This window comes from Bartonella sp. AC158YNML (assembly GCF_042196725.1).
Lineage (GTDB): Bacteria > Pseudomonadota > Alphaproteobacteria > Rhizobiales > Rhizobiaceae > Bartonella.
Window position 1 is genome coordinate 175485 of the sequence record NZ_JBHIQU010000001.1, and the last position, 24048, is coordinate 199532.

General features: G+C 36.7%; 13 protein-coding genes. 8 read left to right on the plus strand and 5 right to left on the minus strand.

Features of this window, described 5'->3' with window-relative positions; genetic code table 11:
* Positions 1 to 333 precede the first annotated feature (333 nt).
* Positions 334 to 1239, plus strand: a complete 906-nt coding sequence (locus ACFIM1_RS00690; protein ID WP_375608979.1) for a transporter substrate-binding domain-containing protein — start codon at positions 334 to 336, stop codon at positions 1237 to 1239.
* Positions 1240 to 1250: 11 nt separating this feature from the next.
* Here the strand turns inward: ACFIM1_RS00690 and ACFIM1_RS00695 are convergent, their stop codons facing one another.
* A complete protein-coding gene (locus ACFIM1_RS00695; protein WP_375608978.1) occupies positions 1251 to 2783 on the minus strand; it encodes a YifB family Mg chelatase-like AAA ATPase in 1533 nt (510 codons plus the stop codon).
* Positions 2784 to 3201: 418 nt separating this feature from the next.
* Between ACFIM1_RS00695 and ACFIM1_RS00700 the strand changes: the two genes are divergently transcribed.
* Together ACFIM1_RS00700 and ACFIM1_RS00705 are read left to right on the plus strand one after the other, a co-directional pair.
* On the plus strand, positions 3202 to 5166 hold the full coding sequence (locus ACFIM1_RS00700) for an autotransporter assembly complex family protein (RefSeq protein WP_375609054.1): 1965 nt from the start codon (positions 3202 to 3204) through the stop codon (positions 5164 to 5166).
* Positions 5166 to 9818 (plus strand): translocation/assembly module TamB domain-containing protein, encoded by a 4653-nt coding sequence (locus ACFIM1_RS00705; RefSeq protein WP_375608977.1) that lies wholly within the window; start codon positions 5166 to 5168, stop codon positions 9816 to 9818. The genes ACFIM1_RS00700 and ACFIM1_RS00705 overlap by 1 nt, the downstream gene beginning before the upstream one ends.
* 2025 nt (positions 9819 to 11843) lie before the next feature.
* On the opposite strand, the gene ACFIM1_RS00710 is transcribed toward ACFIM1_RS00705, so the two are convergent.
* Both ACFIM1_RS00710 and infC read right to left on the minus strand, forming a co-directional pair.
* Positions 11844 to 13610 (minus strand): ABC transporter ATP-binding protein, encoded by a 1767-nt coding sequence (locus ACFIM1_RS00710; protein WP_375608976.1) that lies wholly within the window; start codon positions 13608 to 13610, stop codon positions 11844 to 11846.
* Between the two features lie 600 nt (positions 13611 to 14210).
* A complete protein-coding gene (gene infC / locus ACFIM1_RS00715; protein ID WP_026500140.1) occupies positions 14211 to 14729 on the minus strand; it encodes a translation initiation factor IF-3 in 519 nt (172 codons plus the stop codon).
* Between the two features lie 196 nt (positions 14730 to 14925).
* Between infC and ACFIM1_RS00720 the strand changes: the two genes are divergently transcribed.
* The 3 genes from ACFIM1_RS00720 (at position 14926) to dapE (ending at position 17889) form a co-directional block, all read left to right on the plus strand.
* Positions 14926 to 15705, plus strand: a complete 780-nt coding sequence (locus ACFIM1_RS00720) for an alpha/beta hydrolase (protein WP_375608975.1) — start codon at positions 14926 to 14928, stop codon at positions 15703 to 15705.
* Positions 15706 to 15743: 38 nt separating this feature from the next.
* Positions 15744 to 16490, plus strand: coding sequence for a M48 family metallopeptidase (locus tag ACFIM1_RS00725; RefSeq protein ID WP_375606135.1), 747 nt, complete (start codon positions 15744 to 15746; stop codon positions 16488 to 16490).
* A gap of 226 nt (positions 16491 to 16716) precedes the next feature.
* A complete protein-coding gene (gene dapE, locus ACFIM1_RS00730) occupies positions 16717 to 17889 on the plus strand; it encodes a succinyl-diaminopimelate desuccinylase (protein WP_375608974.1) in 1173 nt (390 codons plus the stop codon).
* 1854 nt (positions 17890 to 19743) lie between these two features.
* On the opposite strand, the gene hemW is transcribed toward dapE, so the two are convergent.
* Positions 19744 to 20943, minus strand: a complete 1200-nt coding sequence (hemW, locus tag ACFIM1_RS00735) for a radical SAM family heme chaperone HemW (RefSeq protein ID WP_375607934.1) — start codon at positions 20941 to 20943, stop codon at positions 19744 to 19746.
* Positions 20940 to 21587: an RdgB/HAM1 family non-canonical purine NTP pyrophosphatase gene (rdgB, locus tag ACFIM1_RS00740; protein WP_375608973.1), complete on the minus strand. Its 648-nt coding sequence runs from the start codon at positions 21585 to 21587 to the stop codon at positions 20940 to 20942. The genes hemW and rdgB overlap by 4 nt, the downstream gene beginning before the upstream one ends.
* A 514-nt stretch (positions 21588 to 22101) precedes the next feature.
* Here rdgB and hrcA point away from each other — a divergent pair.
* Together hrcA and grpE are read left to right on the plus strand one after the other, a co-directional pair.
* Entirely contained in the window at positions 22102 to 23172 is a 1071-nt protein-coding gene (hrcA, locus tag ACFIM1_RS00745) for a heat-inducible transcriptional repressor HrcA (RefSeq protein ID WP_375608972.1), read from the plus strand.
* Between the two features lie 125 nt (positions 23173 to 23297).
* The gene (grpE, locus tag ACFIM1_RS00750) at positions 23298 to 23960 is read left to right on the plus strand and encodes a nucleotide exchange factor GrpE (RefSeq protein WP_375608971.1); all 663 of its coding nucleotides are present in this window, start codon (positions 23298 to 23300) and stop codon (positions 23958 to 23960) included.
* Positions 23961 to 24048 lie beyond the last annotated feature (88 nt).

Below are 24048 nucleotides of genomic sequence, written 5' to 3' on the forward strand. Positions count from 1 at the left end.
CTTAATGAAGTTAATATTACGCGTTCTCTAAGTTTTTTAACTTTTTGTATGTTAAATTGAGGTGAGAATATTGTGTATATTTGTTTGTATTATTCCTGTCCATGGAGGTTACATTTCTTATTCAAAATAAAACGCTATTGTGCGGCTTATTCACGCAATTTTTTAAGAAGTATTTTCAATGGTTTCAAAAAAATATATGAAAACTGTTAAATTTTTTAACAGTTTTAAAAAATAGCAAGAATTTTATTTATTAAACGCCAGATATTTTGGTGAAGTGCGTTAGATAATAACTAAGGAGAGTTGCATCTTAGTTTTGAAAATGGGGGAGAGATTTTGAAAATAAAAAAATCTATATATGTAAAACATCTTCAATTGCGTCTACGGTATCTTTTATTCAATAATCCATACAATATTTTTATTCGTATTTTATTTGTAGCAGGGGGGGTTCTATTTTCCTCTTACGCAGAAGCTGAAAGGCTGCCTTCTTTTTTTGATTCGCATGAACATTTGGTACAACCTGATACAACGGATATCTTTCGTTTGCGTTTTGTAACAACTTTTGATTTTCCTCCTTTTAATTTTCTTGATCAAACGGGGCATCTTGCAGGTTATAATATCGATTTATTGCGTGCTATTTGCTCAAAATTAGAATTAGAGAAGTTTTGTGAAGTAGAAGTTGTTCCTTGGAAAGAGCTTGTAGAACATGTTAACAATGGTGGTGCAGAAGTTATTATTGCAGGTTTAAAAGAAACAAATAAAACCCAGCAAGATCTTGTTTTTACAAAGCCATATTTGCGTTTTCCAGCGCGATTTGTTGCTACTCGACGTTTAAATCTCGATGAGTCAATAAGTGATCAATTGGTACATTTAACCAGTGGTGTTTTATCTAAAAGTGTTCACGAAAAGCTCTTTCATCACTATTTTCCTGAAGCCAAAGGACAAGAATTTAAAGGCAGGGCGGAGCTCTATAAAGCGTTACAGGAGCGTAAAATTGATCTTATTTTTGATGATGGATTTGCTTTATCTTTATGGCTAAATGATTCAAAAACCGCGAATTGCTGTCATTTTGTTGGGGGGGCATATATGGCGCCACAGTTATTGGGGCAAGGAATGCAGCTTGCTGTTGCAAAAAAGAATGAAAAATTGGTTGATATACTCAATTATGCGCTGAAATCTTTAGAAGAGGATGGTAAACTTACAGAACTTTATTTGCGTTATTTTCCAATAAGTTTTTATTGATGAGTAGTTTTTTAGTTAAGGGCTGTTAATCTTTCTGCGCCTAGTCGATAGGAAATAGCTTCTGCGAGATGATAGCGTGAAAGAGTATCTGATCCGTCAAGATCAGCAATTGTGCGTGCAACTTTGAGAATGCGATGATAAGCGCGTGCAGAGAGGTGCATTTTTTCACTCACATCTCGTAAGAGTATGGTCGCACTTTTATCAGGAATGGCAATCTGTTCTATAATTTTGGCAGGGCAATCGCCATTGGTACGAATATGATCAAACCCCATTGTTGAAAAACGTTTAGCTTGAATGGTACGGCACCGTGCGACGCGTTTGGCAACGTCGCAGCTTTTTTCTGATTGTTCTGGTTGCATAAGGTCCATAGCCGTCAAAGCAGGGACATCAATCCGTAAATCAATTCGGTCAAGCAGAGGACCAGAAATACGGGACTGATAATCGATTTGACAGCGTATCCCTTTAGGGCAAACATGGTCTTTTTCGCCTGCCATACCACAACGGCAAGGATTCATTGCGGCAATAAGTTGGAATCGAGCAGGATAGCTAATATGGTGATTAGCGCGGGCGATAACTGACTCCCCACTTTCTAAAGGTTGACGAAGAGAATCAAGAACCTGTGGAGAAAATTCAGGCAATTCATCAAGGAATAACACACCATTATGAGCAAGGGAGACCTCTCCCGGTCGTCCTTTAAGCCCTCCACCAATCATTGCGGCCATGGACGCAGAATGATGTGGGGAACGAAAGGGGCAATGAAGTGAAATGGTATTATGAACCGTTTCTCCTGTAATAGAAGCAATCAGAGAGACATCTAAAAGCTCACGGCTATCAAGAGGTGGCAAAATGGAAGGTAAGCGTTGCGCTAGCATAGATTTTCCAGCACCAGGGGGACCTACAAACAAAAGGTTATGGCGTCCAGCAGCACAAACTTCTAAGGCACGTTTGGCTGTTTTTTGTCCTTTGATTTCGCAAAGATCTGGAAGCTCAGTTTCGATAGTATATTGGCGCGGTTGTGGACGTTTTTGAATTTGGGTTCCTTTGAAATGGTTGACTATAGTGAGCAGAGTCTCTGGGGCAAGAATATTTATTTCTGCATTTGCCCATGCTGCCTCAGGTCCACATTGAAAAGGACAAATCAGTCCTTTATCGAGTGATAAAGCTGTCATGGCGGCTGGTAACACACCATGAACAGCGGTAAGTGAACCATCTAATGATAATTCTCCTAAAATGACATAGTCTTGTGCTACTTCAGGAGGGAGGATTTCCATAGCAAGCATTAAGCCTACGGCAATTGGCAAATCATAATGTGATCCCTCTTTAGGTAAATCAGCTGGTGCAAGATTAATCGTAATTCGTTTAGTAGGCATAGAAAGTCCACAAGCGTGGAGGGCTGCTTGTACACGTTCACGGCTTTCTGCAACTGCCTTATCAGCTAATCCAACAATAGCCATTCCTATTTTACCGGATGAAATCATAACCTGTACATCGACAGGAACGGCTTCTAGACCGCGAAAAGCAACAGTTGTAATATGTGCGATCATTGTAGTTGTTTCCCCCCTTGAGATTTGGGAAAGACAATCATATCTATACATAAAAATCAAGAAGCATTTCTATGGTTTTTTATAGAGAAATCTATATACAATACGCAGAGTTTTGTAGCGTTTTCATGGTAAGTTATTTGTACAAATTTAACCATGATAATATGTTGTGCAATAAAACAGTTATAAACATTTATAATAAGCTAAATAAATGTGTTAGGAAAAAGGAATGAGGCTGTTCGTGTTACGCAACAGTGCAAAATTTTGTGAAGATATAAGGGGTGGGTTACGTTATGTATCGCAGATCGTTCTTTGATGTGATAAAACGTGTAAAATATGCAAAGTAATTATATTTACCTTTCTTATTTGTATATTATTTAAAGCGTAGTAGATGCAAAGTGTATTAAAGGTATCTGATTTTATGGTATACCAGACAAGAATTTTATTAAAATCAGGAACTGTGCGCTGTGTATTTATGGGCTTGTGTTTTGCTTTTGCTTTTCCACAGCCACTTGCGGCGTTTGATTTTTTGGGTCTCTCTCTTTTTGGTCAAAAGAAAACAAATTCTCCTTCAAATAATGTCAAAAGTACAGAGCGATTTTATAAAGTTGATGTTGTTGCTCCGCCAGGGGCACCATTAGAAGGTGTAAAAATAGTTAAATCTGTCTCTTCTCTTGTTGCTGATAAAGAAAAATCATCTGCTAGTTCTTCTGGTTTGTTAGCCAAAGCGCGTTCAGATTATCGGGTAATTCTTTCTGCTCTTTATGCTGATGGACGCTACGGTGGTGTTATTAGTATTAAAATTAATGGTTTAGAAGTTGCTGATTTAAGTCCGGTAACTCAACTTCCAGTACAATCTAATATTGTTATTACGATTAATGCTGGTCCACAATATGTTTTTAGTATTGCAAATATTGATAAAGTTGCTCTGTTTGCAAAACATCAAAAGCATAAAATACCCACAATTGAAGAATTGGACTATAAAGTTGGAGCTATTGCCAAATCTGAAACTATTTTGAAAGCAGAAAAATGGGCGGTAGAAGGATGGCGCCAACAAGGTTATCCTAAAGCTAAAGTTATAAAGAGGGAGATTGTGGCTGACCATGCTGCATTGCGTGTAGAAGGACGGATTATTGTTGATCCTGGACAAAAGGCTTATTATGGTCCTTTAAGTGTGCGCAATATAAGTAATAAACCACGTGTAGATTCAGCTTATATCGCATGGATGACAGGATTGAAACCAGGACAGCAATACGATTCTGATGCATTAACCAAGGCTAGTGAGCGTCTTGCGCGCCTTGGTATTTTTCGTGCTATTAATATACATGAGGCTGATACAATTAATCCTGATGGACGTTTACCACTTACGCTTGTTGTACAAGAACGCAAACCGCGTCGTTTTGGTATAGGTGGCGGCTACTCAACATTAGATGGTGCTGGTTTTGAAGCTTATTGGATGCATAACAATCTTTTTGGTCATGCAGAAGTCCTTAAAGTTGAGACGAAAATAAGTGGTGTTGGTAGCGATAAAAAGCAATCATATAATTTTAAAAATTTTGATTATCTTTTGGGTGGCACATTTATAAAGCCTGGTGTATTTACTCCTAATACGGACTTCAGATCAGAATTAAAAATACAGCAAGATATTCTAGAAAATTATACGACAAAAGCGATAAAAGGGAAATTAGGTATTACGCATATTTTCAATGGTAATCTATCGGGACAGGCTGCTGTAGAAGTTTCGAATAGTTATTCACGTGATATCTATTTTGGGAACCGTAATTTTACAACAATTGGATTTCCTAGTGGTTTGATTTACGATAGTCGTAATAATAAGCTCAATGCGACAAAAGGTTTGTATGGTGAAGTTCTGATTGAGCCTTTTTATGAAATGCGTTTTAGCAATTTTGTGACAAAAATAACGGCAGAATGTCGTTCTTATTGGGCGTTAGATGAAAGGGATCGTTTTGTTTTTGCTGCGCGGGCAAAGCTTGGGACCATTTTGGGGAATGAGACAGCACAGGTTCCTGCGGATACGCTTTTTTTTGCTGGTGGTGGGGGCTCTATTCGTGGTTATGCTTACCGTAATATTGGTATCAAAACAGAAAATGATGCTATTGTTGGTGGAAGGTCACTTATTGAGGGATCGGCAGAATTGCGTGTTTCTTTAAATGATAAGATAGGATTTGTGAGTTTTCTTGATGGAGGTATCGCAGGGAAAAAGGCGAATTTTGATTTTTCTCAAAAAATTAAATGGGGAGCTGGTATAGGAGGTCGTTATATGACGGGTCTTGGTCCTTTACGCGTTGATTTAGCCTTTCCTTTAAAGAGAGAGCAGGGCGATCCTCGCATTGGTTTTTATGTGGGTATAGGACAAGCATTTTAATGAAAAAAGGTGTACGTTTATCAGTTTTCTTCTTTGGATTTTTGTGTTTTGTGGTGGGGAGTTTTGTTTTTACGCAAAGGGGAGGAAATCTTTTCTCTAACGAGATGAAAACAGATAATCGCTCATGGTTTGTTTCTTTAATTGAACGCAAGCTTTCAGCGCCTAATCGTCAAGTTCGTTTACACAATATGCAAGGGGCACTGTCTTCTCAAACGTCTATTGATGCTATTACTATCAGTGATAAAAAAGGAGTTTGGCTTAAAATTACCAATGCTAAAATGGATTGGAATCGTCTAGCATTGCTGAGAGGGCGGATGGATATTAATCAACTTTCGGCAGAACAAGTTACGTTTTTACGCAAACCGCAAGGCAATTCTTCTCTTGTTTCTTCCCTTGAGATGGGTAAGTTTTCTTTCCCAAAATTGCCACTTGCTCTTTCTATCAATGCGCTTACAGCTCAACATATAACGTTTGAACAGAATCTTTTTGGTTTTTCTGCTGATATGTCTTTAGAAGGCAATGTCACTTTAGATAGTGGTGATTTTAATGTTGATATAGAGACACATCGTTTAGATGCACCTGGCTCTTTTTCTATTCTAACGAAGATATCTGATAGCAATCGTACAGCCAAAATTGATATTTCTGCTAATGAGCCACAAAATGGCATTTTAACGAATGTTTTCAACATTGAAAAACATCCAGCATTAAATCTCGCCATTAAAGGTGAAGGTACTTTTGATGATTTGGTTGTTAGACTTTCGTTGGAAGCTGATCATTCTTCTGTTTTAGAAGGCAATATTATTTTTGCAAATATTGCAGAAGGACATAGTTTGTCTACGAAACTAGTGGGCAAACTGAACCCTTTAATGCCTTCTCAATATCGTGACATCTTTGAGTCTGATGTAACGTTGAAAGCACAAGCAAGAAGGACAAGAGAAGGTGTGATGCATCTTGATCAGATGGTTATTCAGAGCAAAGAAATGAATGTTTTATCCAATGCTGAAATAACAGCTGATGGATTTTTGCGGCGGCTTTTTGTTGATGGAAAAATGGCTCTTGAGAAAGAAAAAGGATTTGTTCATTTATCAGTATCAGAGGCACATAAGCATGCGAAGAATATTTCTTTGAACATTGACTATGGTCGTGAAGGGCAACAATCTTGGAATGGGCAGCTCGTTGTACGTCATTTAAGCAATAAAAATATTTATATTCATGATGCGATTTTTGATATGGGGGGAGTGAGTGAAAATCTTGATGATGCAGCTTCTCGTCATGTTGGTATTCAGATTAATGGTAAGCTTCAAGGGATTAAAAAGATTAAGGGGTCATTAGTAGAAAATTTAAGCCAAGTGGTTCATGTGCATCTAGATACGGATATTGTTTCTAGAAAACCAATTTTGATTCATGATTTTAGTATAACGTCTCAGGGTTTTTCTTCTTGGTTAAAAGGGACAATGGAGCATTTTATTTTTAAAGGCGATCTTGGTTTAAAAGCTCAAACATTAGCTCCTTTGGAAGTATTCAGTAAGCAATCGCTCTCTGGTAGTGCAGATATTAAAGCCAAAGGAACTATCGGTTTATTGAGTGGCATTTTTGATCTCAAATTATCAGGAATGGCTAACAATATGCAAATAGGTGTGCAGCCTTTTGATCGTTTATTCAAAAATAATATCACTCTTTCAGGTGGAGCTGCTCGAAATACGAAGGGTTTCATTTTGCGTCATTTAAATTTGAAAAATCAATATGCAAACATAAAGGCTGATGGTTATTTTTCAGATGAAAGTGCTAAAATGGACTTATCTGCTCAAGTATTTGATCTAGCTCAATTAGATCCGAAGATAAGTGGTGCACTTACAATTCAAGGTACGGTGAGGGGGCGCAATAGCCATATAAAACTCAATACACGTGCTCATGTGGCTGAAGCACTCTTTGTGGGGAAGAAACTTCAAAACACAACGTTTAACATAGAGGCACTTATGGATAATACAGCACCGATTACTTCTTTAACAGGAGTTGTAAAAGGTGAAGGAACTTTTGCTAAAAAGCCGTTGTATTTATCTGCTTCTTTTCAAAATTCTCAGAAGATGAGAAAACTTAGAGATATCGATATTAGAGGGAGAAATGCAAAAATAACCGGTGATCTTTCTCAACAACTTGGAGGTTTTGTGAAAGGAGCGTTGCATATTGATGCCGATGATATTTCAGTGCTTTCAGCGTTATTTTTGCAGGATGGTAGTGGAAAAGTAAAAGGAGATTTTATTTTTGATGAACGAAATGGCAGACAAACAATCAATGTGAAAGCGTCTGTTAACCATTTGAGTTTTGCCAAGAATAAAATAAAAAAATTGGCAATAGATGCTGACATATTCGATCCTTTTAGCATGACTCAGTTTGAAGGAGTTATCAATGCAGAACATATTCAAACACCGTTGATAATGGTCAATCGTTTAAATGTTCACGCCGATAGAAATAATGGACAAACGGTTTTTACTGTCCAAGCGATGTTGCATGATACTCTCAATGCACAACTTTCTGGTCGTTTAATGGTTGAGGAACTTCCAGACAATATAAAACGAAAAGTGCAAATTGAAAATGTGGATTTAAAACAACATACTTTTCATGCAACATTGCTGAAGCCATCCATAATTGCTTTTGATAAAGATGGAATGACAATCAATGAATTAGGAATTGCAATAAATGGAGGCAATATCATCCTTGCAGGGAATATTCAAGATACCCTGAATTTACAACTTACAATGAATGCGCTTCCTGCTACTTTAGTCAATCTGTGGAAATCCGATCTTGGAGCAGCAGGGAGTGTAACAGGGCAGGTTATGATTCGTGGTCATTTAAAAAAACCTGATATAACTTACGATATAAAAGGTGAAGGACTGACAACCGTTGCTTTTCAAGATAAAAAAATTATGCCTTTCTCTCTCTCTGCTACGGGAAAAACCATAGATCAAAACCTTACTTTGAATGCAAATTTAATAGGAGAAGGAGTGCAAGCACAGGCACAAGGACGTGTATCTTTAGATCAAGCCAAGCTTGATCTTCATATTAATTTACAAAATGTATCTGCGCGCTTGGCGAATAGTTTTATTACAGGACAAGCGTTTGATGGGGCGGTGATAGGCAAGGTTGATATTGGTGGAACAATAAAGGATCCATATGCTCATTTCGAGTTTTCTGGTAAAAGTTTAACCACTATGACGCCTAAAGGACCGATGTCGGTCAATATAAATGCTCATGGTTCTTACAAAAAATTGACATTGCATATCGAGAATATGGTAGCTACTGGAGATAAAGGGTTAGATCTCTCCATCAATGGTCCTGTTTCCGTCAATGGTTTAGAGGCAAAACTAAACATTAAAGGGATAATGCCTCTTGATTTTGTTAATCTCTTATTAGCCAAGCGTGGTGCATATATAATGGGTACAGCAAGAATTGATACAGCTCTTAATGGTGCGTTATCAAAGCCACAATTGATAGGAAATATTTCTATAGACGACGGAAGCTTTTTTGATTCACAAACCAATGTAGGATTGAATAATGTAACACTTGAAGGCAAATTAAAAGGCGATCATATTCTTATAGAGAAAGCTTCAGCTTCTTCGTTTGATGGGGGGGGGATTTCTGCTTCAGGTCGTATCTCTAATGATCTAGAGGCAGATTTGATCTTTCATCTTGATAATGCCAACTATAATGATGGTTCTATGATTCTTGCAACATTGTCAGGTAAGATGACAATGACGGGCCATTTTTTAAGTGATCTTGTTATTGGTGGTGATATTATCGTTGAAAAAGCTGAAATTCTGGTTCCTGATCATTTTAAAAGTGCTAAGTTTCTTGATGTCAGAAATAAGAATTTAACCAAATCGATTCAAACAACACTTGAGCGTGCTGATGTTAAGAACACGACCAAAAGCCGTATTGTCACGCAAGAATCTTCATCTGTTGTGATATCAAATATGCGCGTTACAGCACGCAATCAATTTTTTGTACGCGGAAAAGGGTTAGATGCTGAACTGGGAGGAGGCATTAATCTCGCGGGTCCATTGAATGATGTACATCCAGTTGGTGAATTTAGAATGATTCGTGGACGTTTTGATATTCTTTCGCAACGTCTTAATTTTGATCAAGGACAAGCGAGTTTTAGCGGTAATCTTAATCCTACGGTTTATTTTGTAACCAACAATACCAGTGGTGATATTCGTGTCACTGTAACTGTAAGTGGGACAATTGATAATCTTGATATTAATTTTTCTTCACAACCGAGTTTGCCACAGGATGAGATTTTAGCACGTTTGATTTTTAATCGCTCTCTCAATGAACTATCACCATTTCAGATTGCTCAACTTGCGGCGGCAGCAGCTGATCTTGCGGGTGCTTCTAATACATCTTTATTGAATACTTTACGAACTAAAATTGGGCTTGATGATCTTGATGTTATGGTTAATGAAAAGGGTAAGACAGGTTTACGTATTGGACGCTACATACACAATAATATTTATTTAGGCTTTGAAGCAGGTTCTGATGGAACGACGAAAGGGACAATTAATTTGGATATTTCGCGTCATCTCAAAGCTAAAGGAGCCATAGGAAGTGAACAAAATTCTAGTATTGGTCTCTTTTATGAAAAAGATTATTAAAGATTAAATTTTCAAAAAACCAATTTCTTCGTTTTTTGTCTCTCATTTTTAAGTCTGAGGAAGGAAGCATAGGTTAGGAATCCTCTCAAAGAAGAGGATTTTTGTTGAGGCGTGAAGAGAACTATCTGAAATATTTGTTTTTTTGTTTATGACATTCTTCTAAAGAGACAAAATCTTCACGAAGAACTGTATATTATCCTATTATGCCGTAAAACACCGTTGTTTAGAGCGGTGATATAAGACATAAAAAGCTTTACATATTAAGTGTTTTTTAGATATCGTGATTAATATTCAGGGCAGAGCTTATCTGTCGCGCTTATAAAGTAAACCGTGTGAGTGGTCAGCAGGTAGGACACGCCGAAAGAAGCTAGACTGTTAACAGTCCGATGGCTGGTTGGAATCTCTATCCTTTGAGGTGTGGGAAGGGGAGGATAATTTACTATTGTATACTTATTTTAGAGAAATACCTTACTTGAGTTTTCAACTTCATTTCATACTATTTTTTGAAGTGTATAATGTAGAATTTATAGAGTGCCAATTTTATTTCCAAAAGCATTTAAAACAATATTTTTTAAGTAATGAAACTTACTATTTCACATTTTTGTTGATTATGTTCTTTAATAAGATCACTTTTCCTATAACGAATAGCCTCCCAAACGGAACACTCCAAAATATAACACTATTGTGTTGCAAGTTCATGTGCTTGTTTTAAAGAAGCATTTCTCAGTATGCGCTTGAGCCTATTTCATAAGATTGCTTGTGAAATGGTATAAAATACCTCTTATGGATGGTATAAAATCCATACTACCGTTATTAATAAAGGTATAAGTATTTATTAAAGATATAAGCCGGCATTATTATCTATTTTTTAGCTTGTCATGTTGACGATAACCTTTGCACTTGAAAGCATAGAGGTATTTTTATTGCTGATCTTAAGAGTTTTTATAAACACGCTAATGTCTCTTATGGCACACAACAAGTGCTTCGGATTGATTCATCCTCAATATAAAGAAGATTTGCAATAAGCAAATTACATCGTATTTTTTATTTGAGATGTAAAATAATAAATTATGATTATAAATAAGTGTTAAGATGTATGTCGAAAGGTATTTTTGTAAAAATATTTATCAGAGTTATATGTCGTATTTTTCTATTTTAGCGATTAAAAGAAAGAGGAATGTCATTTTGTTTTTCATCTGTTTTTTTGCATATTGAATCATAGCCTTATATAAGCATTAACGTTGTGCATTTGTAAACTCTTCAAGCAGTTAAGGTATTGGAGGAATATCATTTTAGTTTCTAGATGTAGAAAAAACAGCAAAGCTTGCTTTAAAGAAAGCTACAACAGTAAAGAAATTTTGTAATAAAACCTCTTTTATTTTTCAATGTTTTTCTTACACGGAGTGTATTTATAATTTACAACACAATTTATAATTGTTAGCTTATTCTATTGTACTATAAAAGACCGACATTTTAGGTGAGGTGATATAAGATATGTAATTTTGACACAGTATTCTGAAAACACGTGGTAAATATTTTAGGGTAAGCCTTGTATAAGTGAATCACATAAGTTGTTATCAAGCGGAATGAACTCAATAAAAATCTAGATTATTACAGATCAGATTGGGTAGAATCTTTGTCCTTTAAAATGTGTGGAGAAAAAAATTATCAGTGCAGGGATAAACACGGATAAAGGTTGTATTAATCCAGATTCCTCCTCCGTAACAATTTTTTCAAACCTTGATGCTCTCTCTTTCAGGGATTCACAACACTTATGAATGTTTCAACACTTATTTGAGGAAGGGAAGGGGTTTTTGAAGTTTCGTGGTTAAAGTTAATTGCATTCAACAAAATAGCGAGTAAAGGTTTCATTTAAATCCAAGAAGTTTATTTTCAATAAACCATAAATTCTTTGCCAATTCTTGATTGAAGTAATACTTTTTCTTGATAACAAGTCTTTTTTTATAAATGAAGCATTACCTTCTATCCATTTTTTATTTCAAATCTTATTTAAGGATCTAGAAATTAGGGGGTATGTTTTTTGAACTGGATATTATGAAGTTTTTTATAAAACCCATGTTCTTTTGCGAGCAATTCTTTTTGAGTACCTTGTTCAATTAGTTGTCCATTTTGTATGACCACAATTTTATGAGCACGGGCAATTGTTGAAAGGCGATGAGCAATGATAATCGTTGTGCGTCCTTTGGTAAGGTGATGAATAGCTTCATTAATTTGTGCTTCGGTATGTGAATCGAGAGCGCTTGTTGCTTCATCAAGAATCAAAATTTCACTATCATGAATCATTGCTCTAGCGATAGCGAGTCGTTGTTTTTGGCCCCCTGAAAGATTACAGCCATTATCGCCTATCTGTGTATCATACCCGTTTGGCAAACTCATAATAAAGCCATGAGCATTAGCTGCTTTTGCTGCTTCGATAATTTCATCATCACTAGCTCCTTCTTTTCCAAGCCCGATATTATATTTAACAGTTCCTTGAAAGAGAAAAGTATCCTGTCCTACATAGGCCATTAGGTTTCTCAGAGAGCGAAATGTCGTGTAGCGGATATCTTGATCATTAATCAATATTCGTCCTTTTATGGGGTCATAGAGACGCATAATAAGGTTAATAAGGGTTGACTTTCCCGAACCGGATGGCCCCACTAATGCTGTCATTTTGCCAGCTTCTATTTCTAGGTTGATTTCTTTTAATACTATTTTGTTATCAGTATAGGCAAAAGAAACATGTTCGAAACGAATAGCTCCTTGTGTTTTATTAAGATCTTTAGCGTCTTTATGTTCTATAACGGTAAGGGGACGATCAAGTATTTCAAACATCGTACGGATATTGACCAATCCAGATTCAATTTTAACACGTACATTTGCTAGTCTTTTTGCGGGTTCATAAGCTAAAAGTAAAGCAACAATAAAGGACATAAATTCACCTTGAACACCTGCGCGTTGGGTTGCAAGGTAACCGGAAAAACAGATAATACCAGCAATGGCAACACCTGTGAGCGTTTCCATAATCGGATTGGTAATAGCTTCGAGTGTTGCAATATTATTTGTTTGTTTTTCAACATCACAAATGGCTTTGTCCATTCTTTTTTTCATGACTTCTTCTAGTGAAAAAGCCTTAATGACTCGAATACCAACAGCAGTTTCCTGTACGATTTTTATAATTTCACCAAGTGAAAGGAGCTCTTTTTCCATAAGTCGGCGAACGCGTTTTAAAGCCATTCGAACGCCTAAAAAAGCTAGTGGTCCTACGAGTAAAGTAATGGCGATTAACATAAAATTTTGAATAAACATGACAAGCAACAAACCACTAACGGAAAGCAAATCACGTACAAAAGTTGTGATAATAGTATCAATGATATTACGTACAGCTGTAGCATTGTGGGTTACGCGAACAAGAAGATCAGATGAAGTGTTATTATGATAAAAAGAAACTCCTTGTTCCATAAGTCGGGCAAAAATTTTGCGTTGTTGTTCAGCAATGATACTATTGCCTGCTTTGTTTAGAAAATAAGTTTGGGAAAAAGTTGCAACTCCTTTGAGAATAAAGATAAAAGCAATGATGCTAGAAATCAAAACGATCATAGGAAAATTTTGCGCATCAATAATCTGATTAACAACATCACGCATCATCCATGCACTAGTTGCAGTTGTACCAGAAATGATGATCATTGAGAAAATAGCTGCACTGTACCAACGCGCATGTTTGTGAAAATTTTCTCGCAAAAGACGGATAATAAGATGTTTATCAAAAGAGGAAATTTGTTTTTTGTCCATAAAGTGCTTCTATATTTTCTTGTTGTTTTATGCAAGATTGAAGCACTCTTAGATTAAAAAAATCCATAAACCTTTTGTACAAAAATAGCCTTTTCTTTCAAGGTTCATCCATCAATTTCACGACGGTGAGAGTGAAGAATATAGTGCAAGGTTTCTGTGAAAAGTATAACGAAAATTTGTTGTTTATTACTATCTTTAGTTAAATAAAAAGTACGGGCGAGTCTCATCATTATTATTTACTAATTTCCATATTGTAATAGCCTTTGGCACTTCAAATGGTTCACAAAAGGCATTTCTGCTTTTTTTAATAATTTTATGTATGCATTATCTCTGTTTGTGATGTGCAAGCAGAATTATTTTGTCGGATTCATATAGAAAGAACTTGAAATAATAAGACCTTACGATGTTTGAGCTTTTTCATTTAATATGCAAAATAACGAATTCTTTTTATAAATCAATCAAGCACTGTTAAACTGTTAAAAGGATTTATACACATTTATAAAACCTTAAAAGCACCACAAAAACTCTATGTGGTGCTTCTAAATAACACTATACACATCATTTTGATGAGTTGCATGCGAATATTATTCCAATGCAAAACTATTTAGGTGCTATCACCATCATCATTTGCCTGCCTTCAAGCTTTGGCTCCAATTCGATTTTGGCAATTTCACTTGTATCTTCTTTCACACGCTGAAGAAGCTTTAATCCAAGATCTTGGTGAGCCATCTCACGACCACGAAAACGCAAAGTAATCTTTACTTTATCACCATGATCAATAAAGCGATGAACAGCCTTGAGTTTGACTCCATAATCATGGACATCAACATTTGGGCGCATCTTAATCTCTTTGATTTCGATGACTTTTTGCTTTTTACGTGTTTCAGCAGCTTTTTTTTGGGTTTGATATTTTAATTTTCCCAAATCGATGATTTTACATACAGGTGGCTCCGCATTTGGTACAATTTCAACCAAATCAAGTCCCGCATCTGCAGCCATAGCAAGAGCTTCTTGTATCGCAACAACTCCCTGATGTTGTCCCTCATCATTGATAAGCTGAACATGAGGTACCCGAATATCCTGATTTGAACGTGGTCCGTCTTTTTGGGTAGGTGTCATTTTAAACGGTTTACGAATGGTTTATGCTCCTTAAATTTTGATTCAACTACAGTTAATTTAATATACAATTATGCACCTAAAAACAACAATAATTCGTATCTTTTTCATTATTTGATTTATTACTTTTTGGAATGATTTAGATTATAAAAGTTTTTCTCTTAATTTAAAGAAATTGTTTTATGGAGGATAAAGAATCATGGATCAAAATATTCCTTGTCAGTTTTTTTCGTTTGAGAACACCGCACTTGCGGTACGCTATCGCAAGGGGCGCCAATCTCCAGGTTTGGTTTGGCTTCCTGGCTATCAATCCGATATGTTGGGAAGTAAGGCAACGTTAGTTGATCAGTTTGCTCAGAAGAATGATTTGTCTTGTTTACGTTTTGATTATTCTGGACATGGAGAATCTGAAGGTGATTTTTTTCAAGGAACAATTTCGCGTTGGGTTAAGGAAAGTTTAGCGATTTTTGAAACCTATTGTGAGGGTCCACAAATTTTGATTGGTTCCTCTATGGGTGGGTGGATTGCGCTAAGGCTTGCTATGATGCTAGCACAGAAAAATAAGAAGCTTGCTGGCATGATATTGATTGCTCCAGCGCCTGATTTTACACAAACATTGGTGGAACCAAAATTAGGCCCAGAAGAATGGAAGGTTTTGGAAGAAAAAGGCTATATTGAACGACCTGCAGTTGATGATACAGAGCCAATGCCCTTTACAAAAACATTGATTGAAGATGGACGCGAAAATTGTGTTATGAAAGGATGCATTGATGTTGGGTGTCCTGTCCATATTCTACAAGGGATGGAAGATGAAGATATTCCCTATCAGCATACATTGACTTTACTTGATCATTTACCTCTCCATGATGTAACATTGACACTTGTTCGTGATGCAGATCATCGCTTTTCTCGTCCACAAGATTTAGATTGCCTTGAAACAGTATTGAGATCTTTTATTAATCAGATTAATGCAAAATAAGGGGTATATTTATTTATTAATGATGAAGATAAAAATATATGAGCATTTCTAAACAGCATTTTATTTTTTCTGATCGCTCTGTACCTGTACGGGTGCGGGAAAATAAGTATGCGCGCCGTCTTACCTTACGTATCGATGCCAGAAATCAGGAGATTTGTGTAACAACACCACCAGCGATAAATCTCTATGCGGTTGAAAATTTTATTGAAAAACATCGGTCTTGGATTGAGGCACGTCTTGCTCGTGTACAAGTCTCTCCTGAAAATGCTTATCTCAAAGAAGGGGCGACAATACCTTTATTGGGCGTTTCTCATACCATAAAGCATAGAAAGGGACGTGGAGTAACAGAAATTGTTACAGCAGATGCGGAGCAAGGGCCTGAAATTATTGTTTATGGTCAATTAGAATATCTTCCAAGACGCATTGCTGACGTTTTAAAAAAACAAGCGGCGCTTATTATAACACCTTTGGTGGCACTTTATGCTCATCAGGTAGAACGTAAAGTCAAATCCATTTGTTATAAAGATACGAGAAGTCGTTGGGGCTCTTGTTCAATCGATAAGCGTCTTTCTTTTTCTTGGCGCCTTATTATGGCACCAAAAGAAGTTGTTGAGTATGTTGTTGCCCATGAAGTTGCTCATCTTGTTGAAATGAATCACGGACCAAGATTTTGGGCTCTTTGTGAAGAGCTATGTCCTGATAGTAAAACATATCGAGCTTGGTTGAAAGAAAATGCTCCTAGACTGCATGCAATTAATTTTGATTCATATAAATTAGAGGCGTAAAAAACTTTCAAATGAAGGCAATATTTAACGGAACTTTTTGTTGAGTGTTTTGTTGAGTGTGTGCTTGCTCATGCATCATAATGAGGAAGCCATTGAAGTTCTCAGCACGATTGTTCTCCCCTGCTTGGTTTGCTGAGTGTCTTCAATGTTTTTGCTTTATCTTTTTTGTAATTCAGCGTAATAACTCTAAGTTCCGATGACTTATAAAAAAATGGGAAGGGACCTTATGTCTGTTCTTACAGATCCACTTCAGCTATTACAGGCACTTATTCGTTGTCCTTCTGTTACACCTCATGAAGCAGGGGCTTTATCAACTTTGGAACAATTTTTGAAAAAAATGGGATTTCACGTCGATCGCCCTATTTTTAAGGATAAAAATACAGATAATGTTGAAAATCTTTATGCAAAAATGGGAAGTGAAGGACCTCATCTTATGTTTGCGGGTCATACGGATGTCGTACCGCCAGGCGCATTGGAAGATTGGACTTATCCACCTTTTGAAGCTGTTATAGATCAGGGGAAATTATATGGGCGGGGTGCTGTTGATATGAAGGGTGGTATCGCTTGTTTTATTGCGGCTCTAGCGCGAGTTCTTGAGAAACAGTCCATTAAAGGAAGGGTAAGCTTTTTAATTACAGGTGATGAAGAAGGACCTGCCGTTAATGGTACGGTAAAACTTCTCAAATGGGCAGAAAAAAAAGGCGAAAAATGGACTGCGGCTCTTGTGGGAGAACCAACAAGTGTAAAGACTGTTGGTGATATTATCAAAATTGGTCGTCGCGGATCGATTTCTGGTATCATTATCGTGAAAGGTCGCCAAGGCCATGTTGCTTTTCCAGAACGGGCTGCCAATCCCTTGCCTTTGGCAAGTAAGCTGATTCAAGTATTGACACAAACAGCTTTAGATAAAGGGACAGAGAATTTTCAACCGAGTAATTTAGAACTAACAACCATCGATACCGGTAACTTAGCAGTCAATGTTATTCCAGCGCAGACAACGGTTCGTTTTAATATACGCTACAATGATCTTTGGACAAAAGAAACACTGATGGAGGAAATTGAAAAGCGCCTTGCTTTGGTGCAAGCAAAAAACAATAGTGATCAATATCCCTCTTATCAGCTTGAATGGATTCCAAGTTTAGGGGATGTTTTTTTGACTAAAAATGATAAACTCATTCAAACTGTATCTAATGCGATTAAATGTGTGACAGGGAGTATACCAGAATGTTCTACTTCTGGTGGTACTTCAGATGCGCGATTTATTAAGGACTATTGCCCAGTGGTTGAGTTTGGCTTACCAGGGCAAACGATGCATATGGTAGATGAGTGTGTATCTCTTGAAGCCGTGGAAACGCTCACTGCTATTTATGAGCGTTTTATTGTTGATTTTTTTGCATAAAGAAATAATTGTTGGTTCAAAAATACCTTTGTCTTGTTGTGCCATAAGATAAGGTGTGGTGATACGAGACTCGTAAAACTTAATATATTAAGTAGTCTTAGAGTAAGTGATGAATATTCTTAAGTTGGGATTCTTGCCTGTAGAGTCTTTAGTTAAGTGAATTACATAATTGAAAAGCCAAAAGAGACCTGTTTGAAGAAGCAGAACTGTTTAGACCATATTGGATTGAAAATATTCGTTCTTTAAAGTGTAGAAAGGAAGTCACACGCAATCATATATGGAAAACAATGAATATTATATCATCATTGTGTGATGACAGATTGGAGCCATAAAGACACACAAAAACATGCTGCTATTGTAAAAAGTTCGTACAACGTAAATGCATTCATTCATACCACATGTCTTATATGATTTCTGCATGTTCATAAAATGCTTTCCTTGTTTCAATGAACTTCTTTTAAAATAAAGCCTATAGAAATACGCTTCAAGTTTATTTTATCCATATATTTTGCCATACTCTTTGTTACTCCAAAGAACCTTTATTGTAGAAAAAATCATTATGAGATAGAAAGTAAGCTTATCCAATCAGCTTTAATATTTTTGATGATAAAGATATATAGAAATTCTTCTGTAGCATCACATTGACTTTTTTAGCCAAGGATTGTCCTATATTATTATTTTCAATTAGTTATAAAATAACCTTAAAGGACGTGTATAGATAGCCATAAGCATGTACACATACAAGTAAGGTGATATGCAACGAATACCATTTTGCTCGCCAACGAAGCAATGCCGATTCATATTTAGTATATTTGTGATTTTATAGCATTGTATGTTTAATAAAATTCGTGATTTTGCTGTTACCTTATAAATCAATACCAAGCACACAACGGCATGTCTCAAATATTGGTTCACAATTTTCTTTGTTACAACAGTTTTTATATGTCAGGGTGAGGTAAAATGTTGCATGTATATCTGTTTTTGTAATCTCTTAAGATACATCACATTGATTTATAAGAATAATTCATTGTTTTGCATGTTGGGTAAGAGCCCTAATATTCGAGGATTCTTTCATTTCAAACCTGTTTATCTTAAATCAAGAGAAATCATTTGCTTGCACATAACAAGCGGGGATGAGTGTGTGGGTAAAAACTATAGAAGAAAGGAATACAAATGTCTCTTATGAACCGTCTCAAGTGCCAAGGGCCGTCGCAACACCCACGAGCTGGTAAAGTTATGTGCTGGTGCTCGGCTTTGCTTCTTCACAAGCAGACATAGAGTCTCATTGAGGGAGGATATAAAAGCATAAAGGTAAAAATAAATGTACCTTTTTACTATCCTTTTTCATGCGATTTTACAGTTTTCAAAAGAATCTAGAGTAAATAATAGAGATTGTTTCATGCTTATGTCTTTGGTTCTTTAATAGTGCCACGATCTCATAAAGAACAAAAATCATCGTGTTATATATTCATGTGCTTGTTTTAAAGAAATATCTCTCAGTTTTTATCATATTCATGCTACAATGGTTCTTATGAATATGTAATATAGAATTTTCCGTGAAGTGTATAAAGTCTATAGTATTGCATCATCTTTGCGCTTATGAAAAAAGCTAGACCACTATACACTTTCCAGCTCAAAATATTGCGATAGCTTTCATTTGAGAGTGTTCATAAAAGGTATTGCCTCTTTTTTATAGTTTTTATCCACATTCCCTATTTTTAAGGTGTAAGCGAATGGTTGTAATTAATTGACTATAAACAGATTTAAAATAAGGGAATCTTACAATATTTTAGTCTCGCTTTTGCTATGAAAAATGATAATTATGATTAAAATAAGTATGTTGTTATAAAAACTTTAGTTTGCGAGTTGGCTGATGATGTGATCAAGAACAATACGTCCTTTGGTTGTTGCTTTTAAGCGTTGGTTATCCACCATTTCTATCAATTCTTGGTGTTGTAAATCGATCAGTTTTTCCATTGGGATACGTTTAGGGCTTAAGGTTTCATAGCGTATAAGTTCTAAGCCTTCGCAAAGGCGTAATCCCATAAGGAGCATTTCATTTGCCTGTTGTTCAGTGGTTAAATGTTCCGTTTCAATACAGCCATGTCCTGTTGTTTCTACCAAATTAAGCCACTGTTCGGGATGTTTTTCATTTATTGTGACATAACGTTCACGGTTTTTAAGGTGTGATAATGATGTTTTTGAACAGAAAGAGGAATGATTCGGTGCGTGCTCAATGAAACGTCCATGTGCTCCTGGACCAAAGCCTGCATATTGGTGATAACGCCAATAAAGAAGATTGTGTGCTGATTCGGCACCGGGCATTGCATGGTTTGAGATTTCATAGGCAGGAAGTCCATGCAGTGCGGTTATTTCTTGAGTAAGATGGTACAGATCTGCTGCTAGCTCTGATGGGGGAAGGATAAGTCTTCCTGCATCATGAAGCCGTTTAAAGGCAGTTCCTTCTTCGATTGTCAATTGATAAAGAGAAAGATGGTCTGCTGCTAAATCAATTGCTTGTACAAGTTCAGATTTCCATTCTTCAAGAGTTTGTTCAGGGCGGGCATAAATGAGATCAAAGGATAAACGTGGAAAAATTTGTCGCGCTAAAGTAATGGCACAAAGAGCTTGTTCCACATTATGGAGTCGGCCAAGTTTGCGCAATGCTTTATCATTGAGCGCTTGTATTCCTAGAGATAAGCGATTAACACCTGCCGTACGGTATCCACGAAAGCGCTCTGCTTCCACACTGGATGGATTAGCTTCTAATGTAATTTCAACTTTATCATCGACTACCCATTTTTTTGCAAGTGCTTGCAATAGGGCATCGACAGTTTGCGGCTCCATAAGAGAAGGGGTTCCTCCACCAATAAAAATACTTGTAATATGGCGTGGGCCTATTTTGTGGTATTGCGTTTCTATTTCGCGCTTAAAGGCGGTGACAAAACGTGGTTGATCAACACCATGGATGCGAACATGCGAATTAAAGTCACAATAAGGACATTTAGCTGCACAAAAGGGCCAATGAATGTAAATGCCAAAAGGTTCATTCATGAGAATGTCAAAAGGTTTTCTGCCAAAAGTTTGAAAGCACGTGCGCGATGTGAAAGAGGGGGAATATCATTACATTTCCAGTTGTGTTTTTGCTCTGTTGACATTTCTCCAAAGGTATTTTCATATCCATCGGGTAAAAAAATAGGATCAAAACCAAAGCCTTTGTCTCCCCGTGGAGGCCAAATGAACGTTCCTTCAACGCATCCGCGGAAGTAATCTGCATGAGCATCAGGCCATGCAATGCAAATGACGGATATAAAACGGCATTTCCGTTGGTTTTTTTCTCGTGCTCCGACTTTTTGGAGTTCATTTTCTATTTTTTTCATAGCTTTTGGAAAATTACGTGTACCATCGGCTTGAATTGCCCAATCAGCGGTATAAACGCCTGGCGCACCCTCCAATGCATCTACCTCTAAGCCTGAATCATCAGAGAGGGCAGGAAGTCCTGTCTTTTTTGCTGCTGAAAAAGCTTTAATATAAGCATTTTCTTCAAATGTTTTTCCTGTTTCTTTTGGTTCTGGCAAGCCCATTTCTTTTGCCGATTGTATTATTAAACCGAAAGGCGTAATTAAAGTAGTGATTTCATGCAATTTTCCGGTGTTATGTGTAGCAATGACAAGTTTTTTATCTGCTATGCTTCTCATATAGATTTCTCCAAAAATGAAAGGGGAATTATTTTTGTGCTAAAAACCGGCTTAAATGCTCATACACACACATTCTGCTTGATTTTACATGATATGATTATTTTACATGTTTTATGATATTTTGTTTCAATAAAATTTTTTATCTTGTACGAAGATAACCTTGCAAAGATAGGAAAGACATGTCTTTTTTATGATAGCATTTTTATGGTAAATTTCCAATTTTCTGCTTGCTCTAAAGGGTAAAATTTTCTACTTACAGCGGTTTTTAATCAATCTAGATTCTTTTGACAAGTCCCTACAGCAGACCACTTTACAGATCAACTCTTATCTTAAATATTTCTCATACACTCTAACAAAAAATATTTCCTGCGTAATTTATCAAGCATCACTCTGAAAGGTAGCATTTTACAGCTCAATAGGATAATATGTTTTTATACTACTTTAGACTATTTGACCAAACCTTGGCAAAACTTATATAAGAGATGAGGATTTTAAAAATAGTGAAACAATTGTGATGAAACACAAAACTATTGATAATGAACTAAAATATCTTGATGAGCGTTCGCGTGATATTTTTCGCCATATTGTTGAAGCTTATCTTAATGATGGAGAACCTGTAGGGTCACGTAATCTTTCGCGGCTTTTGCAACAGACATTATCACCTGCGACGATTCGTAACGTGATGAGTGATCTTGAACATCTTGGTTTGATTTATGCACCGCATGTTTCTGCGGGGCGAATGCCGACACAATCAGGTTTGCGCTTTTTTGTTGATGCCTTTATGGAAGCGGGTGATTTGCCAAATGAGGAGAGAGAAAATATTGAAATGCAAGTCAAAGAGGCTGGTCATGTGCAATCGGTTGAACATTTTCTTGTTCAAGCAAGCCGTGTTCTTTCAGATCTTTCACGTGGGGCAGGGCTTGTTCTAGCAACAAAACAAGAAGGAACATTGAAACATATTGAATTTGTGCGTCTTGATAGGGAGCATGCTCTTGCTGTTTTGGTGACTCAACAAGGTGAAGTTGAAAATCGTATTGTTCATTTACCCGAAGGGGTTACCCATGCACAATTGACAGAAGCAATGAATTTTCTTAATGCCCATATTCAAGGGCGCACACTAAGTGAAGCTAAAGGGGAAATAGCCCGCTTATGCGCAGAAACACGGGCTGCACTTGATGATTTATCGCATCATCTTGTTGAAACGGGATTAGCTCTTTGGGGAGGAGAAGATGCTGATCATAAAATACACCTCATTGTTCGCGGGCGCAGCAATTTGCTTGAAGATGTAAAAGCAGAAGAAGATTTAGAACGGTTGCGCCATTTGTTTGATGATCTTGAAACACGTGAGAGTATGGCACAGCTTCTTGATTTAACGGATGAAGGTTCGGGGGTTCGAATTTTTATTGGTTCAGAAAATAAGCTATTTTCACTTTCTGGTTCTTCTTTAGTTGTAGCACCTTATCGTGATTCACAACAAAGAGTCATTGGTGCTTTAGGCGTTATTGGTCCCACACGGCTTAATTATGCAAGGATTGTGCCCATGGTTGATTATACAGCTCAACTTGTGTCACAGTTATTGCGTTAAAACAATGCAGGTAAGTATTTGTGCTATAAAAGCTCATTGTATTAATATACATCCATACCCCTTGATTTTTGTCTGTAAAATTTCGATATCGAGAATAACAAATCTTATGAAGGAATAAAATTTTTATGTCTGATGAAAAAAACAAATTTACTGACGCTTCATTTGAAAATTGCGATTTAAAAAATTCAGCAGATCGTAATACACTTAAACAAGCGGCCGATGAATTTTTAAAAACACATAAAACAGAATCACATGGAGACGTTGAAGAAGAAAGCAATGAGATCGGTGATCCTTTAGCATCTTTGCAGAATGAAAATAAAGAACTGAAAGATCAGCTTTTACGTCTTGCTGCAGATATGGAAAATCTTCGACGTCGTACTGCGCGTGATGTGGCAGATGCGAGAGCTTATTCCATTGCTAATTTTGCACGGGATATGTTATCTGTTTCTGACAATCTCAATCGTGCTTTGGAAGCGATTCCAGAAGGTGCACGGGAGAATGATGCTGGTTTGAAATCATTGGCAGAAGGCGTTGAAATGACTGAACGTGCCATGATGGTAGCGCTAGAACGTCATGGGGTGCAGAAAATTCATCCAGAGGGGCAAAAATTTGACCCTCACTTTCATCAAGCGATGTTTGAAATTTCTAACGCTGATGTTCCAGATAATACTGTTCAACAAGTTGTTCAGGCAGGCTATATTATTGGAGAGAGAGTGCTACGTCCAGCTATAGTGGGTGTAGCCAAAGGAGGAGCAAAAGAAACTTCTGTTGAAGATGGTTCGGCTTAAAATACATCAATAACAAGTTTCCAATGTAAAATGCAGCATTCTCTGCAATTTCGCATGTGTTGTGGGATTTTTCTCAATCAAAGAGCTT

Excerpts from the sequence above, each read along its gene's own strand:
- ACFIM1_RS00695 (WP_375608978.1), bottom strand. The coding sequence starts at position 2,783 with ATGATCGCACATATTACAACTGTTGCTTTTCGCGGTCTAGAAGCCGTT.
- ACFIM1_RS00700 (WP_375609054.1), top strand. The coding sequence starts at position 3,202 with ATGGTATACCAGACAAGAATTTTATTAAAATCAGGAACTGTGCGCTGT.
- ACFIM1_RS00705 (WP_375608977.1), top strand. The coding sequence starts at position 5,166 with ATGAAAAAAGGTGTACGTTTATCAGTTTTCTTCTTTGGATTTTTGTGT.
- ACFIM1_RS00710 (WP_375608976.1), bottom strand. The coding sequence starts at position 13,610 with ATGGACAAAAAACAAATTTCCTCTTTTGATAAACATCTTATTATCCGT.
- infC (WP_026500140.1), bottom strand. The coding sequence starts at position 14,729 with ATGACACCTACCCAAAAAGACGGACCACGTTCAAATCAGGATATTCGG.
- ACFIM1_RS00720 (WP_375608975.1), top strand. The coding sequence starts at position 14,926 with ATGGATCAAAATATTCCTTGTCAGTTTTTTTCGTTTGAGAACACCGCA.
- ACFIM1_RS00725 (WP_375606135.1), top strand. The coding sequence starts at position 15,744 with ATGAGCATTTCTAAACAGCATTTTATTTTTTCTGATCGCTCTGTACCT.
- dapE (WP_375608974.1), top strand. The coding sequence starts at position 16,717 with ATGTCTGTTCTTACAGATCCACTTCAGCTATTACAGGCACTTATTCGT.
- hemW (WP_375607934.1), bottom strand. The coding sequence starts at position 20,943 with ATGAATGAACCTTTTGGCATTTACATTCATTGGCCCTTTTGTGCAGCT.
- rdgB (WP_375608973.1), bottom strand. The coding sequence starts at position 21,587 with ATGAGAAGCATAGCAGATAAAAAACTTGTCATTGCTACACATAACACC.
- hrcA (WP_375608972.1), top strand. The coding sequence starts at position 22,102 with ATGAAACACAAAACTATTGATAATGAACTAAAATATCTTGATGAGCGT.
- grpE (WP_375608971.1), top strand. The coding sequence starts at position 23,298 with ATGTCTGATGAAAAAAACAAATTTACTGACGCTTCATTTGAAAATTGC.